Genomic DNA, 16,192 nt, shown 5'->3' with positions numbered 1-16,192 from the left:
TGTTAGTACCCAGAACGCTACGCTTCGACGCCGATTGCTGTACTGGTCTGGCGCGCGTCGCAATCAGATCGTTGCCGTGTGCCGCCGCTCGGTTTGTTATCCGCGTGAGCTGGGGAAATATTTCACGACGCCTTCCTGCACCACGGTGGCGACGGGCTGTCCGGAGCGATCGAAGAAATAGCCGGTGCCCAACCCACGGGAATCTGTCGCCACCGGCGACGACGTGGAGTACAGCACCCAGTCGTCGAAATTGACCTGGCGGTGAAACCACACGGAGTGATTGACGGTGGCGGCAAATATGCGGTCGAATCCCCACGACAACCCATGCGTGGTGATGATCGAGTCCAGCACCGTGGTGTCCGAGCAGTACAGCATTGTCGCGGTGTGCAGGGTGGGATTGTCGGGCAGCTTGCCGTCGGCTTTCACCCAGACGCGGTTGTAGTCGAGCCGTTCTCCCTTGTCGCGCATTACCCACGACGGGTCGTTGGTGTAGCGCCACTCGATGGGTTGCAGCGCGTTGACGAACAACGGAACTTTGTCTTCGTAGCCGCGCAGCAGTTCTTTGACCGGTGTCAAAGCGTCTGGTTGGGCGACATCGGGCGGTTCGATGTTGTGCTCGAGGCCGCGTCCGCCGGACAGGTACGAGATCATTGCGGTCGCCAGCAAAGTGCCGTTCTGTGTCACATCGATGCGGCGGTTGGCGAAGCGGCGTTCGTCGCGCAACCGCAGTACCCGGAATTCGATGTCCTTGTCGGTGTCGCCGCCGTTGACGAAGTGAACGGAGAACGCGTTGGCCGGCAAATCGCGGGTCAGGGTGCGACTGGCCGCGACGAACGATTGCGCCATGAGCTGGCCGCCGAAGGTTCGAGGCGGATTCTTGCTGGCGTGCGATCCGATGAAGACATCGTCGGCCACGCAGCGAAGATCCAGGATCGCCATCAACTCGTCGAAGTCGGTCACCGCTGAAGCCTAATTGCCCGGCTAGACGTCGTCCTCGCCGATGCGGTGCACATGGATCAAGTTGGTGGAGCCGACAGTGCCGGGCGGGGCGCCGGCGACGATGACGACGAGATCACCGCGTTTGTAGCGGCCGAGATCGAGTAACGCTTTGTCGACCAGGCGGATCATCGCGTCGGTGGACTGCATGGTCGGAACGATGAATGTCTCGGTGCCCCAGGTCATCGCAAGCTGGCTGCGCACCTCGGGCAGTGGCGTGAAGGCCAGCAGCGGCAGCGGGGTGTGCAAACGGGCCAGCCGCCGCACAGTGTCTCCGGACTGGGTGAACGCGACCAGGGCTTTGGCGTCGAGCCGCTCGCCGATGTCGCGAGCGGCATAAGAGATCACGCCGCGTTTGGTGCGGGGCACGTGGGTCAGCGGCGGCGCGGCTGTCGAATTCTCTTCGACGGCGCAGACAATTCGTGCCATCGTCTGGACTGCGGCCAGCGGGTGCTTGCCGACGGCGGTTTCCCCGGACAGCATCAACGCGTCGGCGCCGTCCAGCACAGCGTTGGCGACGTCGGACGCCTCGGCCCGGGTGGGGCGTGAGTTCTCGATCATCGAGTCGAGCATTTGCGTGGCGACGATGACGGGTTTCGCGTTCTCCCGGGCCATTTGGATGGCCCGCTTCTGCACGAGCGGGACCTCTTCGAGCGGCAGCTCTACACCTAAGTCACCGCGGGCCACCATCACGGCGTCGAAGGCCAGTACCACCGCTTCCAGATTGTCGATGGCTTCCGGCTTCTCGAGTTTGGCGATCACCGGCACCCGACGCCCGACCCGGTCCATCACCTCGTGCACCAGTTCGACATCGGACGGCGATCGCACGAACGACAGCGCCACCATGTCGACACCCAGGTCCAGCGCGAACTCCAGATCCTCAACGTCCTTGTCGGACAAGGCAGGAGCCGACACGTTCATCCCCGGCAGCGACATTCCCTTGTTGTTGCTTACCGGCCCACCTTCGGTGACAGTGCAGACCACGTCGTCGCCGTCGATGTCTTCGACCACCAAGCCGACCTTGCCGTCGTCAATCAGAACCCGGTCGCCCGGGACCGCGTCTTGGGCCAACTGCTTGTAGGCCGTTGACACTCGGTCGTGACTGCCGGGGCAGTCGGCGACGGTGATCCGCACTGTTTCGCCGTTCGCCCAGTAGGTGGGGCCGTCGGCGAACCGGCCCAATCGGATCTTCGGGCCTTGGAGGTCGGCCAGCACTCCGACGGCGCGACCGGTGGCATCCGAGGCGGCTCGAACGCGTTCGTAAGCGGCCTTGTGGTCGCTGTAGTCGCCGTGGCTGAAGTTCATTCGGGCGACGTCCATTCCAGCCTCGACCAGCGCTCTGACCGACTCGTCAGTGTTACTGGCCGGGCCGAGAGTACAGACGATCTTGCCGCGCCTCGTCACGACGACACAGCATAGTCGCGGTGGCCGACCTACCCGGTAACGAGCGTCGGAACCAGCGGGAAACCAGGCAGGTTGCGCAGTACGGCCCACGCGACTGTGGCGACCGACACGGTGATGACCGCGGGCAACGGCAGTACGGCTTTGTGGCGGCGGCGGCGGAGGAGAATCCACGCCGCCAGCATTGGCATGCCGATGAGCACAAACACGTTGTCGGCGACTGCGGCGACGAGGTCGGCGTGGAGGAGGTCGTGCGTCATGCGAAGGCCTCCACACAGCGGGCAGTTCCAGCCGGTGAGTAGCCGGAACGGGCAGGAGGGGTAGATCGAATTCTGCTGATGCGGATCGACCAGCCCGACGTACGCGACGGCGGCTACCAGCAGCGCGCCAGAACCGATTACACCTCGGCTAAGTTCCATCACGCAGTGGGCGGCCCTGCGGGTCGCGCACTTTGTCGGTGAGCATTAGCACGGCGTCGACGACGCCCCAGATGACTGCGCCGAGGCCACAGGTCACCAGGCCCACAATCATCTGGGCAATGCCCAATCCGGTCTGTCCGATGTAGATGCGACCGACGCCGACGATGCCGACCAGCCCGATCAGCTGGAGAAGGCCGGCCACGACCTTCGATTTGTCCGACAGCGGCTCGCCGGTCAGCGGGTGCCGGCCGTAGGGCGCCGCGGGGTCAGCGACGTTGCCCGGCGGATACGGCGGGTAGGGCTGTGGTGGCGGCGGCGAATAGGGCGGATAGCCCGGTGGCTGCGGACGCGATTCGCCAGAAGGGTCGGTCACGTCCTTCAGCATGCCAGTTCCGCCGGCGATTGCGGGTCCTTATCGTGCCGACCTGCGCCTTAGCCTGCTCAACCGCGACCTCCACCCCGTCGGGGTGGGACTGGCCGGCTCAGCCATATCCGGCACAGGTTCTTCGGCTTCCTCGGCGGCGACGTCGGCCGACTCGGGCTCTTCTTCCTCTTCGGCCTCAGGCTCCTCCGCCTCGGCCTCTTCTTCCTCTTCGGCCTCGGGCTCTTCGGCTTCTATGTCCTCCGGTTCGGTCTCGGCCTCTGCGTCCTCTGCTTCAGCCTCGGTCTCGTCAAGCTCAGGCTCTTCAACGTCGGTCTCAGCCTCCGCTTCCTCGACCTCGCCAAGCTCAGGCTCCTCAACGTCGGTCTCAGCCTCGGCTTCCGCGGCCACTGCAGGCTCGGACTCCTCCGCTTCGGGCTCCTCCGCCTCGACCTCGGACTCGGGCTCCGGCTCAGCCTCGGCTTCCTCGACCTCTTCAGCCTCGGCTTCTTCCGCGTCAGACTCTGGCAACTCAGCGTCAGCCGCTACCTCCGTCACGGCGGCGTCGGCTTCAGCTTCTTCGGCTGCTGCCGCGACCGCCTCCGCCTCTTCGGTCGGCTGTGCCGCCGTATCGAGTTCCTCGGCCCCGACCGCTTCCGCTTCAGCCGCAGGCGCCGGCTCTACGGAATCAACCGGCTCCGAGATATCCGCCGCCGGTGCGGCCGTCGATGCGGATCCCACGGGTGCAAGCTCGGCAGCCGTTGCAGCGGGCACCGCCAAATCCTCGCGGCCCTTGGGGGCCAGAATGAGATAGACCACGGCGCCGATGAAGACGAAAGTCGCTGTGAAGGAGTTGATTCGAATCCCGGCGATATGGGTGGCGATGTCGTCGCGCAGCAGCTCGACGCAGAACCTTCCAAAGCAATACCCGGCGACATACAGCGCGAACAGCCGACCATGGCCGATCCTGAACCGCCGATCGAGATAAATGAGCGCGACGAATACCAGGACGTTCCAGAGCAATTCGTAAAGAAACGTCGGATGCACAATCATCGCGAGCTCGCCGGTCGACACCCCGTCGAGGGAGTGCACGTCGGTGAAGCCCGCCGGGTCCTGGCGATAGAAGATCTCCAAGCCCCACGGCAGCGTGGTCTCCCGGCCGTAGAGCTCCTGGTTGAAGTAGTTTCCGAGCCGACCGATTGCCTGCGCCAACACAATTCCTGGCGCGACCGCATCAGCGAAGGCGGGAAGTGGGATACCGCGATGTCGGCAGCCTATCCACGCACCGACGCCGCCCAGCGCTACTGCGCCCCAAATCCCCAATCCGCCGTCCCAAATTCGGAAAGCGGCGCCCAAGCCCGCGCCAGCCTCACCGAAATATGTCCGCCAATCGGTAGCCAGATGATAGAGGCGACCACCGATCAGCCCGGAAGGTACGGCCCACAGCGCGATGTCGTAGATGACCCCGCGCTCCCCGCCCCGAGCCACCCACCGCCGATCACCGATCACCAGCGCGGCCACGATGCCAATGATGATGAACAGCGCATAGGCCCGAATCGGGACGGGCCCCAGGTGCCACACTCCTCGTGGTGGACTCGGAAAATACGCAAGCACGGTTGTCGTCATGATGTGGAAATCCTTTGGCGCACACCTGCAGCAAGCTCTTCGGTCAGCGCGCGGAGCGCGGCGACGCCGTCGGACAGCGCCGACACCAACGCCGAGCCGACGATGACCCCGTCAGCGTATCCGGCGATTTGCGCCGCCTGCTCAGCCGACCGCACACCCAGGCCCACGCCGACAGGTATGTCGGAAACCGCTCGTACCCGGTGCACCAACTCGGGTGCGGCCTGCGACACCGCGTTACGGGCGCCAGTGACACCCATGGTGGACGCGGCGTAGACAAACCCGCGCGATGCATCGACCGTCGCCGCCAACCGTTGCGGCGTCGACGACGGCGCAACGAGGAAGATCCGATCCAAGCGGTGCTCCTCAGAGGCGGCCAACCACTCGTCGGCCTCGTCTGGGATGAGGTCCGGCGTAATCAAGCCGTGGCCGCCTGCCGCGGCGAGGTCCCGCGCGAACGCATCAATCCCATAGCGCAGTACCGGGTTCCAGTAGGTCATGACGACCGCGCGACCACCGGCGGCGCTGATGGCCTCCACGGCGGCCAAGGTGTCGCGCACCCGTACGCCACCGCGAAGCGCGGCCTCGGAAGCCGTCGCGATCGTCGGCCCGTCCATACCCGGATCCGAATACGGAACGCCGACTTCCACCAAGTCGCAGCCCGATTCGACCAACGCGGTCATCGCGCTGACCGATGCGGGGACGTCGGGGTATCCGGTGGGCAGATAACCAATCAGCGCTGCCCGGTTATCCCGTCGACATGAGCTGAAAAGATCTCCCAGCCGGCTTGTTTCGCTCTGCTCCACGGTCACCCGCGGTCCTCCAGCAGACCGAACCACTTCGCGGCGGTTTCGACGTCTTTGTCGCCGCGGCCAGACAAATTCACCACGATGACCGCTCCCCTGCCCAACTCGACACCGAGTTTGAGCGCGCCTGCCACCGCATGCGCAGACTCGATGGCTGGGATGATGCCCTCGGTGCGGCAAAGCAGACTGAACGCGTCCATTGCCTCGGTGTCGGTGATCGGCCGATACTCTGCGCGGCCGATTTCTTTGAGCCACGCGTGTTCCGGGCCGACCCCGGGATAGTCCAGGCCTGCCGAAATCGAGTGTGACTCAATGGTTTGGCCGTCTTCGTCTTGCAACAAATACGAGAACGACCCCTGGAACGCTCCCGGTGACCCGCCGGTGAATGTTGCGGCATGGCGTCCGGTTTCGACGCCGTCGCCGGCGGCTTCGAAGCCGATCAGCCGAACACCGGGGTCGTCGAGGAACGCATGGAAAATCCCGATGGCGTTGGATCCGCCTCCGACGCACGCCGTGACGGCGTCGGGCAACCGGCCCGCCTGGTCCTGAATCTGCACGCGCGTTTCGAGTCCGATGACCCGCTGGAAATCGCGCACCATGGTCGGAAACGGATGCGGTCCCGCGGCGGTGCCGAAGCAGTAGTAGGTGTTGTCGGCATTGGTGACCCAATCCCGGAAAGCCTCATTGATCGCATCTTTGAGAGTTTTGGACCCGGATTCCACCGACACCACTTCGGCGCCCAGCAACCGCATCCGGGCCACGTTGAGCGCTTGGCGCGCCGTATCGACCGCGCCCATATAAATGACACAGTCCAGACCGAGCAGCGCGCACGCTGTGGCGGTGGCCACGCCGTGCTGGCCGGCCCCGGTCTCGGCGATAACGCGGGTTTTACCCATTTGGCGGGCCAGCAATGCCTGCCCGAGCACGTTGTTGATCTTGTGAGAACCAGTGTGGTTCAGGTCTTCTCGCTTGAGAAAGATCCGCGCACCGTCAGCATGGTCGGACAGGCGTGTCGCTTCGTACAGCGGAGACGGCCGGCCGGTGTAGTGTGCCTGCAACTTGTCGAGGGCATCGAGGAATCCCTGATCGGTGCGGGCCTTGTCGTAGGCGGCGGTGACCTCTTCGATCACCGCCATCAGCGCCTCGGCGACGAATCGGCCGCCGTATGCGCCGAAATGCCCCCGTGAATCGGGGTCGTGGCTGGTCGGTTCGGCGATGGCCGCGCTGGAACGCGGGAGTTCCGGACCGGAAAAGTCTGCCATCACTCAATGTCCATGCGGACTAGCTGATCTAGCGGGCCGGCTTCGGGCAAGAGGGGTGCCTGCCCGCGGTGACCAAGTCGGCGACGGCGGCGCGGGGATCGCCACTGGTGACCAGACCCTCACCGACCAACACCGCGTCAGCACCGGCACCGGCGTAGGCCAGCAGATCGGCAGTGCCTCGCACACCGGATTCGGCGATTCTGATCACGTCGCTCGGTAGGCCAGGAGCAATGCGGGCGAAGCAATCCCGGTCGACTTTCAGCGTCATCAGATCGCGGGCATTCACCCCGATCACCCGGGCGCCGGCTTTGAGCGCACGGTCGGCTTCTTCCTCGGTGTGGACTTCGACCAGTGCAGTCATACCGAGCGACTCGGTGCGCTCCAACATCGACACCAGCGCCGACTGTTCGAGCGCGGCAACGATCAGCAGCAGCATGTCGGCGCCGTGGGCGCGCGCCTCGTGAATCTGGTAGGGCCCCACCACAAAATCTTTACGCAACACCGGCACCGACACAGCCGCACGCACCGCGTCGAGATCGGCCAGCGAACCATGGAATCGGCGCTGCTCGGTGAGCACGCTGATGATTCGCGCGCCGCCGTCTTCGTAGGTTCGGGCCAGCGCGGCCGGGTCGGCGATCGACGCCAGTTGGCCCGCCGACGGACTGGCACGTTTGACTTCGGCGATAACCGCGATTCCCGGCTCGCGAAGCGCGGCCATCACATCGAGCGGGGCTGGCATCGCCGCGGCGGCGGCTTTGATCTCGGGCAGACTCACGACGGCTTCGCGAGCGGCAACGTCGGCGCGGACTCCTTCGATGATGGAGTCGAGCACGGTTGCCGAACTCATACCTGTCGGTCCTTCCCCGCGGGCCCCGCAGATTTCGATGACGTTCACCGAAAGGGTAGCGGCCGTCAGCGCGCCGTCCGTCACCGACCCTCGGTGTCCGGGTCGTGTCGCGTCGGGTCGCGGCCCTCGTCGAGCGCATCCCAGATCATCCGCTCCGACATGTCCCCGTCGTGCTGCTCTGCTTGCGCTCGGCGGACCGCTGGCGCGACGTACTTTGTGGATCCTGCCGGGGCGGCCGACCGCATCAGTAATACCGCTCCGACCAGCGTGCATACCGCTGCCGCCAGGGTTATCGCCGCACCGGTGTGATACCGCTGGCTTCCGACCAGCGTGAGCAGGGAGATGTGCGCGAGGTCGGCTGCTCGCACCGCCACGTCCCGCACCGCCCATTGGCTGATGGCCAGGTAACCGATCGCCAGACTGGCCGCTGCGACCAACACGGCCACCATGCGCAGCGGCCAACCGCGCACGGCCACCGTCGCCACCGCGGTGACCAGCAGCAATACCGCCAGCGGCAGCAGCGCGGTCGACCACGACCCGCCGGAGAGGGTGATGGTCTTGGGTTGTCCGAGTCCGTCGAACGACTGGACAGCGACCCACGGCAGCCGCGAGGCCGCCCACAACCCCGCTGCCGCGATCACCAACAGCAGTTGGGCGATCCGGATTGTCAGCCGGCCCCGACCGGCGTCAGCCATCGCGGCCGGTGTCGGGGGCGGAGAGCGTCTCCGCGGCGGCGATCGCGTTCAGCACCGCACGGGCCTTGTTCGTCGCCTCGGTGTGTTCGTAGGGGCCATTGGAGTCGGCCACCACTCCGCCGCCGGCCTGCACGTAGGCGGTGCCGTCGCGCATCAGCGCGGTGCGGATCGCGATCGCGAAGTCGGCGTTGCCGGCGAAGTCGAGGTAGCCGATCACGCCGCCGTATAGGCCGCGTCGGGTCATCTCCACCTCCTCGATCAGCTCCATCGCACGCACCTTCGGCGCGCCGGACAGCGTGCCTGCCGGGAAGCAAGCGGTCACCGCGTCCAGCGCGGAGCGGCCCTCGGCGAGCAGCCCGGTCACCGTGGAGACCAGGTGCATGACGTGGCTGTAGCGCTCGATGTGGCTGTAGTCCTCGACGCGCACGGTGCCGGGCACGCAGACTCGGCCCAGATCGTTGCGGCCCAAATCGACCAGCATCAGGTGTTCGGCGCGCTCCTTGTCGTCGTGCAGCAGTTCCTTTTCCAGCAGCTGGTCTTCTTCCTCGGTCTGGCCGCGCCACCGGGTCCCGGCGATCGGATGAGTTGTCGCCCACTGGTCGTGCACGGTGACCAATGCCTCGGGGCTGGAGCCTACGATCGAAAATGCTGTTCCGCCAGCGTCATTCGGCACGTGCAGCAGATACATGTAGGGGCTCGGGTTGGATACCCGCAGCATCCGGTAGACGTCGATCGGTGCGACGTCGGTGTCCATCTCGAAGCGCTGCGACGGCACCACTTGAAACGCTTCGCCGCGCTCGATTTCCCCGACCAGACGCTCGACGATCCCGCCGTACTCCTCCACGGTGCGCTGGGCCCGGTGCCGCGGCTCGGGTCTGGTGAACGTGGCCACGGTCGAAGGTAGCGGCTGACTCAGCGCCGCGGTCATCACGTCGAGCCGAGCGATCGCGTCGTCGTAAGCCCAGTCCACCCGCTCGTCGGTGCCGTTCCAGTTGACCGCGTTGGCGATCAGCGTGATGGTGCCCTCATGGTGGTCGACGGCGGCCAGATCGGTGGCCAGCAGCAGCAACATGTCGGGTAGTTGCAAGTCGTCGGTGGCCAATGCGGGCAGGCGTTCGAGCCGTCGCACCAGGTCATAGGCGAAGAATCCCACCATCCCGCCCGAAAGCGGCGGCAGTCCGGGCAGCGCCGCAGTAGCCAACAACTCGAGGGTGGCATGCAGGGCTGTCAACGGATCACCGCCGGTGGGAGCGTCCTGGGGCACTGTGCCCAGCCACGCGGCTTCGCCGTCGCGCACAGTCAACGCCGAGGGCGCGCCGGCGCCAATGAACGACCACCGCGACCACGACCGACCGTTCTCGGCCGACTCCAGCAGGAAGGTTCCCGGCCGGTTGTCCGCCAGCTTGCGGTAGGCCGACAGCGGCGTCTCGGCGTCGGCCAACACCTTGCGTGTCACCGGGACTACCCGGTGCTCGGCTGCGAGCGCGCGGAAGTCCTCACGTGAGGTGGTGGCGAGGTCGGCATGCACCCCGTCATCCTCCCAGATGGGGGTGGGCGGCTCGCGAACGTAACGTGGCTGCGCCTTTTCACTTACGAAATCGCGGTGGCGTTACGCTCGCGGCAGATGGCCAGGCGAGGCGTAGCGTGTCGGCCATGAAAACCGGTGACACCGTGACCGACTTCGAGCTTCCCGACCAGACCGGAGCGCCGCGCACGTTGAGTGCTCTGCTTGCCGATGGGCCCGTGGTGCTGTTCTTCTATCCAGCAGCGATGACGCCGGGTTGTACCCGCGAGGCGTGCCACTTCCGTGATGTGGCCGGCGAGTTCGCCGCCGTCGGCGCGCAGCGGGTCGGCATCAGCACCGACGCGGTGGACAAGCAGGCCAAGTTCGCCGACGCGCACAGCTTCGACTACCCGTTGCTGTCGGATGCCGATGGAGCGGTCGCTGCGCAGTTCGGGGTCAAGCGCGGGCTGCTGGGCAAGCTGATGCCGGTGAAGCGCACGACGTTTGTCATCGACACCGATCACAGGGTCCTCGATGTGATCGGCAGTGAGTTCAACTTCAACTCACATGCCGACAAGGCGCTGGCGACGCTGCGGGGACGGTCGTCGGCATAGCCCGGATGCCGAACTGACGAATATCTCGATTCCGCGGGCGGGGCTGTCAGTGCGGGAGCATCGTTGATGGCGTGACCCAGCAGTCGCTCCTGCGCGCCAACGACGGCCTGCCGCGCGGCGTGCAGGGTGCCGCCGATCCGCGTTTCGGAGCCGTCATCCGGTTATTCGCGCAGCTGTTCCCCGGGCGCCGCTTCGGCGGCGGCGCGCTATCGGTGTACATCGACGGGCGGCCGGTCGTCGATGTGTGGACCGGGTGGTCCGACCGAGCCGGCGAGGTGCGCTGGACGGCCGATACCGGGGCGATGGTGTTCTCTGCGACCAAGGGAGTGGCCGCCACCGTCATCCACCGCCTCGTCGACCGCGGACTGCTGTCCTACGACGCACCAGTCGCCGAGTATTGGCCGGAGTTCGGCGCCAACGGCAAATCCGGCATCACCATTCGCGACGTACTGCGGCATCGCACCGGACTGTCGCACCTCAACGGCGTCAGCAAAACCGAGTTGATGGATCACCACCTGATGGAGGAACGACTGGCCGCCGCTCCGGTCGATCATCTACACGGGCTGCCCGCCTACCACGCGTTGACCTACGGCTGGCTGCTGTCCGGGCTGGCCCGATCTGTGACCGGTCTGGGAATGCGCGAACTCTTCCGGACCGAGGTGGCGCGTCCGCTCGACACCGACGGAGTTCACCTCGGCCGCCCGCCAGCCGACGCACCCACCCAGGTGGCGCAGATCCTGGCGCCGCAAAGCGGACAGGCCAATCCGATCGTCAACTTCGTGGCACCCAGGGTCGCCGGGCTACGGTTTTCCGGAGTCTTGGGCGCAATGTATTTCCCGGGCATGAAATCTTTTGTGCAAGGCGATATCCCATTCCTCGACGGCGAAGTGCCTGCAGCCAACGGCGTCGTGACCGGCCGTGGGTTGGCCAAGATGTATGCCGCACTGGCCAACAACGGGCGCGCCGACGGCGCCGAGCTCCTCTCCGGCGAGTTGGCGCGCGGGCTGGCCGGTCGACCGAGGGTGCTGCCCGATCTGAATATGTTCGTGCCCATGCCATTCCACCTCGGTTATCACGAATCGCCGATCCCCGGACTGCTCAAGGGATTCGGGCATATCGGGTTGGGCGGGACACTCGGCTGGGCCGATCCGGACACCGGCAGTGCGTTCGGTTATGTCCACAACCGACTGCTGACGCCAATGGTCTTCGACATGGCCTCGTTCGCGGGCTTGGCGCGGCCGATGCGCAATGCGATCACCGCGGCACGCCACACCGGACCGATGGAGGTGCCTCACTTCGGTGCGCCCTTCCCCGCACCCGGTCGTCGGCGCGCCAGCAAGCGCAAGGCAGCGGCGGGACGGCGCTGACCTAAAAGGGTGGCGGCTGGTTGCGTTCTTCGACGTGGGCGTCGTTGAGTACGCGCTCTGCGTCGATACGCCGCGCGCGGTCCTGCTCACGAGTTCGTCGCCGCACCGGCATCATGACACCACGGCCGCTGTGGCACTGATTCGGCCTTGGCGCAGCAGGCAATTCGCCCGTCGGCACGCATAAGCTCGGAAACAGCAGGCGACTGCCCGGATAGGTGGTGTACTGGTGACCGCTCGGCGACGTCCAGGTCACCGTGCCGTTCGGCAGCTGCTCATCGCGCCAACCATCGGGACCGGACCAGAACGTCTTCAACAAATGATGCTTTCTGCATAGAGTTTTCAAGTTCGACGGGTGAGTCGGCCCGAGCGGGTAGGGCACCGTGTGGTCGACGTCGCAAAATTCGGCTGGGCGATCGCAGTTAGGAAATCGACACGTCAAATCCCGGCAGCGCACAAAGCGCTCCAGCGCAGCCGACGGACGGTATCCCGATTCCGGTGCGGCGTCACCGGGATGCCGCACCGGCTGAAGCTTCGCGCCACCCCTGATTAACTCGGCCAATAGCGACGTCGGCACCACACCACCGCTGGTGATCAACGCAGGGGGCGCCTTGGCAGCCCGGCCACCCGGCGGCTCTGGCTCGGGATCCGGTGCCAGCGCCTCATGCAGCGGGGTCTGGCGTGTGATCGGTCGATGCTTGGGCTCACCTGAGAGGTGCGGGTCGGGCAGGCTGCTCACTGCCGACGCGTCGGCAACGACATGGACAACCACAGCGGCGGTCTGATCAGTGGGCTCGGCGGCCGCGGGGCAATCCGCATTCCCGCACGCACATGCCAGCCGATCGGCGTTGGCAGCCAGGGCACCCAATGCGTCAGCGCGGCGCTGGGCGATGGTGCGCGGATCGCCATCGCACACCTGGTGAGCCATCTGCATCAGCCGCCGATCCAGCACCGCGGCATCGGTGGCATACAACCGGCCCCAGAACGGCGCGGTTCCCGACTTCTCGTCGGCGGAGTCGATCACCACGTCACGGCTGCGCGCGTGGGCGCGGGTACGCCGCAACGCCCCGGGATCGTATTGATCGACAATCGCCTCGATGGCCTGCGCCGTCTTATTGACCGACATCGGCCCAAACCGCACCGCATCGTCGGCCAGCGTCTTGTCTACCAGTTGAAGCGCCTCGGAGTCCTTGATCAGGTCGGTGTGCCACACGATCGTCGCCGCCAACCGGGCACTGATCTTCCCGTCGAGAAACAAAGCTCCCACCCGTGGCAACCGGTCACGCAATGCCACAGCCAAATACATCCGGCTTGAGGCCATCCCGTGGCTAATGCCTTGTGCAGCAGCAACTTCAGCCGCCATAGAGTCCCAGTTGTCACACGACCATTGTCCGCATTCGGGAGATCCGCCCTCGACTCGCCGGGCCACCAGCTCGGCAATAGCGGCGAGCCCGCGCGCCGATGCCGCGGCCTCCACGCGCGCCCACTCGCCGATCGCGGCCACCACCAGCCCGTCGTCGGCACCCCCGAGCGCCTCCGGCTCCAGCAGCGATGCGTCGAACATGTGTGCGACATTACGCCGCGCCTCCGACACCGACGCGCCGCACAGCGCCGGTCTGTGGACAAACAGCCAACTGTGGACAAACCGGTTCGCGCCGCCGCCAACCATCGCGACCGGACCAGAAAGCCAAGAATCTTTCAAGAAGCGAGCCGCCAAGGCGCACCCTATGACGGCACTGGCAACGCGTCTGCCGCGGATTCAGTCACTAGCCGCGACGGGCTCTGCCTCCCCTAACTCCGATTCCGACTCGGGCAGTTGCCCTGCGAGATACTCGCCGAGCCCTCCGATTGTCGGATAGTCGAATACCGCGGTAGCGCTGATCGTGAAGGCGCCACCGAACTGGCTGTGCAACCGGTTCCGGAGTTCGACCGCCATCAAGGAATCCGTGCCCAAGTCGAGGAACCGGCTGGTTGCGGCGGGCGGCTGCGCGAGCCGCAGGAACTGCTGCACTTCGCGCTGCAGGAATTCGGTAATGAAACTGGCGCGCTGCGCTACCGGTATCTCCTGAAGTTGCCGGAGCAACTCACTGTCGCCGGTTGCCTCTGCGACAGCACTCGGCAACACGAGGTCGAGCATCGGTGGACGAGCGCCGCCCAGCAGCTTCGCGGCGCGCTGCCAGTTGGCCTTGATGACGGTTGCCTGTCCAGTTCCGTTGGCGACGACCTCGGCGAGCGCGGTCAGCGCGGCCGTGGGTTCCAGCGGAACCAGGCCTTGCGCACCGACGTTGGCGCGGGCAGCCTCCGAAGAAGCCATCCCGCCCTCGGCCCAGGGACCAAAGTTGATACCGGTCGCCGGCAAGCCTTGCGCCTTCCGCTCCGCGACCAGCCCGTCGAGCAGCGCATTGGCCGTCGAGTAATTGGCCTGGCCGGGTGAACCGAGCAGGCTGGACACCGAGGAGGACACAATGAAGAAGTCGAGATCGTCGTTTTTCGTCAACCGGTCTAAGTACCGGGCGCCGTATGCCTTGGGCGCCAACGTCGTCCGAAAACGCTCCAGGCTCTGCTGTGGCAGCAGCGCGTCGTCGAGCACGCCCGCCAAGTGGACAACTCCCGCCAGCGGAGGTAACTCCGCGCGGATCCGCTCCAGCAGTTTGATGACTTCTGACTCGTCACCGACATCGGCCGCGAACGTGTGGATACGGCACCGGTAGCGCTCAGTGATGTCCTCGATCGCCCGCTCTGTCACCGCATCGGGTGCGCGCCGGCTGCTCAGCACAATGTCGCCGGCTCCGAGTTGAGCCAGATACGACGCCGTGTGCAGACCGATCGCACCGAGCCCACCGGTGATCAGATAGCTCCGATCACCTTGCGGCTGTAGCGGCTTCGGCATCTGCAGCACAATCTTGCCGATATGCCGCGCTTGCTGCATGCGGCGAAACGCGGTCTTCGCCTCCGCCAGCGGGTAGATCTCGGTAGGTAGTGGCGTCCATTCGCCACTCGCCAACCCGGCCGATACCTCCTCCAGCAGGCCACGAATACGCTCAGGCTCTTCTACGCAGGCCCAGTCCAACGCGACGATCTCGTAGGCGATATCCGGACGGGCCGCCGCCATCTGCTCGCGTGTCCAGATGTCGCGCTTGGCGATCTCGACGAAACGGCCATTGCGGGCAGTGGCCCGTACGGTCGCTTCGATAAACCCATCGTTGGTCAGGCTGTTGAGCACCACGTCGACGCCAGCGCCGTCGGTGTCGGCCAGGATCTGGTCGGCGAAATCCGTACTGCGCGAGTCGTAGACATATTCCACACCCAGTTTGCGCAGCGTCGCGCGTTTGTAGGCGCTCGCCGTGGCGAAGACGACCGCGCCTTTCCGCTGCGCCATCTGGATGGCCGCCAATCCGACACCACCGCTCGCGGCGTGAATCAGCACCCGGTCACCGGGCTTCAGCTGCGCCCAGTCGAACGCAAGTCGGGTCGTGAGCGCTGCAGCAGGGATGGTGGCCGCTGCTACTGCGCTCAGCCCGTCAGGCAGCGGCGCCAGCAACTGAACCGGCACATTGAACCGGCTCGCGAAGGCACCCTGCATGAAGCCATAGACGCGTTGCCCCACCTCGAGTCCGGTGACGCCACTGCCTAACTGGGTGACCACGCCGGCGAAGTCGCCGCCCAGCGGTCCCGGATCGCCCGGGTAGAGGCCCAGCACATTGAGCACCTCCCGGAAGTTCAAGCCGCCGGCCTCCACCCGCACCTGCACACAGCCGTCGTCGGGCGGCGACGCTTCCGTCTCGATCAGCCGCAGGTTGTCGATTGCGCCGCGTTCGGTCGGTGACAGGACGTAATCGGTCCCACGCGGCACCGCGAGATGACCGCTGCGTGCCCATGGCAGCAACCGGGATGCCAACAGCTTTCCTTGCCGCAGTGCAAGTTCCGGCTCCTCGATCGGTGCACCGAGAAGACCGGCCAGCGAGTGCACGGCCTGCTCTGATCCGTCGCCATCGACCAGCCGGCAGCGCAGCGCCGGTTCTTCGTTGATGATGGTGCGCCCAAGTCCCCACAGCGCCGCCTGGACCGGATCGACCGGCTCGCCGGATTCGGTCGCCACGGCCCGTTCAGTGATGATCCACAGACCGCCGGGCAGTTTGATCACCTCATCGGCCTGCAGGGTGTGCACGGCGCTGAGCAGGTGCGCGATCTCGTTCTCCAGCCGCGCAGCACCCTCAGCGCTCGACTCGGCCGCACCCGGCCCGGCGCTGCGCCAGACGATGCCGGTGAACGGCTCGCCGCGCTCTCGGGCCTGCGCCAA

Annotated in this window: 14 protein-coding genes; 2 read left to right on the top strand and 12 right to left on the bottom strand. The window is 65.9% G+C overall.

Annotated features, from left to right (window positions below; genetic code table 11):
- Positions 1-96: 96 nt before the first annotated feature.
- The 10 genes from A5707_RS03565 to A5707_RS03520 form a co-directional block, all read right to left on the bottom strand.
- Positions 97-939 carry an acyl-CoA thioesterase II gene (locus A5707_RS03565; RefSeq protein WP_065013193.1) on the bottom strand — a complete coding sequence of 281 codons (843 nt, stop codon included), beginning with the start codon at positions 937-939 and terminating at the stop codon, positions 97-99.
- Between the two features lie 42 nt (positions 940-981).
- Positions 982-2,400, bottom strand: coding sequence for a pyruvate kinase (pyk, locus tag A5707_RS03560; protein WP_065013142.1), 1,419 nt, complete (start codon positions 2,398-2,400; stop codon positions 982-984).
- Between the two features lie 29 nt (positions 2,401-2,429).
- The gene (locus tag A5707_RS03555; protein WP_065013141.1) at positions 2,430-2,816 is read right to left on the bottom strand and encodes a DUF2752 domain-containing protein; all 387 of its coding nucleotides are present in this window, start codon (positions 2,814-2,816) and stop codon (positions 2,430-2,432) included.
- Positions 2,806-3,201 (bottom strand): NINE protein, encoded by a 396-nt coding sequence (locus tag A5707_RS03550; protein WP_156657531.1) that lies wholly within the window; start codon positions 3,199-3,201, stop codon positions 2,806-2,808. Before A5707_RS03550 ends, A5707_RS03555 begins: the two co-directional genes overlap by 11 nt.
- A gap of 27 nt (positions 3,202-3,228) precedes the next feature.
- Complete coding sequence (locus A5707_RS03545) at positions 3,229-4,803, bottom strand: prolipoprotein diacylglyceryl transferase (RefSeq protein WP_065013140.1); 1,575 nt, start codon at positions 4,801-4,803, stop codon at positions 3,229-3,231.
- Positions 4,800-5,612: a tryptophan synthase subunit alpha gene (trpA, locus tag A5707_RS03540; protein WP_065013139.1), complete on the bottom strand. Its 813-nt coding sequence runs from the start codon at positions 5,610-5,612 to the stop codon at positions 4,800-4,802. The genes A5707_RS03545 and trpA overlap by 4 nt, the downstream gene beginning before the upstream one ends.
- Complete coding sequence (gene trpB / locus A5707_RS03535; protein WP_065013138.1) at positions 5,609-6,868, bottom strand: tryptophan synthase subunit beta; 1,260 nt, start codon at positions 6,866-6,868, stop codon at positions 5,609-5,611. Before trpB ends, trpA begins: the two co-directional genes overlap by 4 nt.
- Before the next feature lie 28 nt (positions 6,869-6,896).
- A complete protein-coding gene (gene trpC, locus A5707_RS03530) occupies positions 6,897-7,715 on the bottom strand; it encodes an indole-3-glycerol phosphate synthase TrpC (RefSeq protein ID WP_065013137.1) in 819 nt (272 codons plus the stop codon).
- Positions 7,716-7,795: 80 nt separating this feature from the next.
- On the bottom strand, positions 7,796-8,410 hold the full coding sequence (locus A5707_RS03525; RefSeq protein WP_065013136.1) for a TIGR02234 family membrane protein: 615 nt from the start codon (positions 8,408-8,410) through the stop codon (positions 7,796-7,798).
- Positions 8,403-9,938 (bottom strand): anthranilate synthase component I, encoded by a 1,536-nt coding sequence (locus A5707_RS03520; RefSeq protein WP_065013135.1) that lies wholly within the window; start codon positions 9,936-9,938, stop codon positions 8,403-8,405. Before A5707_RS03520 ends, A5707_RS03525 begins: the two co-directional genes overlap by 8 nt.
- Positions 9,939-10,063: 125 nt before the next feature.
- Here A5707_RS03520 and A5707_RS03515 point away from each other — a divergent pair, with 125 nt between their 5' ends.
- Together A5707_RS03515 and A5707_RS03510 are read left to right on the top strand one after the other, a co-directional pair.
- Positions 10,064-10,528 (top strand): peroxiredoxin, encoded by a 465-nt coding sequence (locus tag A5707_RS03515; RefSeq protein ID WP_065013134.1) that lies wholly within the window; start codon positions 10,064-10,066, stop codon positions 10,526-10,528.
- 71 nt (positions 10,529-10,599) lie between these two features.
- Complete coding sequence (locus tag A5707_RS03510) at positions 10,600-11,895, top strand: serine hydrolase domain-containing protein (protein WP_065013133.1); 1,296 nt, start codon at positions 10,600-10,602, stop codon at positions 11,893-11,895.
- Between the two features lies 1 nt (position 11,896).
- Here the strand turns inward: A5707_RS03510 and A5707_RS03505 are convergent, their stop codons facing one another.
- Entirely contained in the window at positions 11,897-13,456 is a 1,560-nt protein-coding gene (locus A5707_RS03505) for an HNH endonuclease signature motif containing protein (protein WP_065013191.1), read from the bottom strand.
- Between the two features lie 195 nt (positions 13,457-13,651).
- Positions 13,652-16,192, bottom strand: a 2,541-nt coding sequence (locus tag A5707_RS03500; protein WP_156657529.1) for an SDR family NAD(P)-dependent oxidoreductase, incomplete at its 5' end; no start/stop codon positions are given.

It is taken from the genome of Mycobacterium kyorinense (assembly GCF_001672775.1).
GTDB classification, from domain to species: domain Bacteria; phylum Actinomycetota; class Actinomycetes; order Mycobacteriales; family Mycobacteriaceae; genus Mycobacterium; species Mycobacterium kyorinense_A.
Note: the sequence above shows the minus strand (reverse complement) of the source record. Positions and strands in the feature narration are given on the sequence as shown.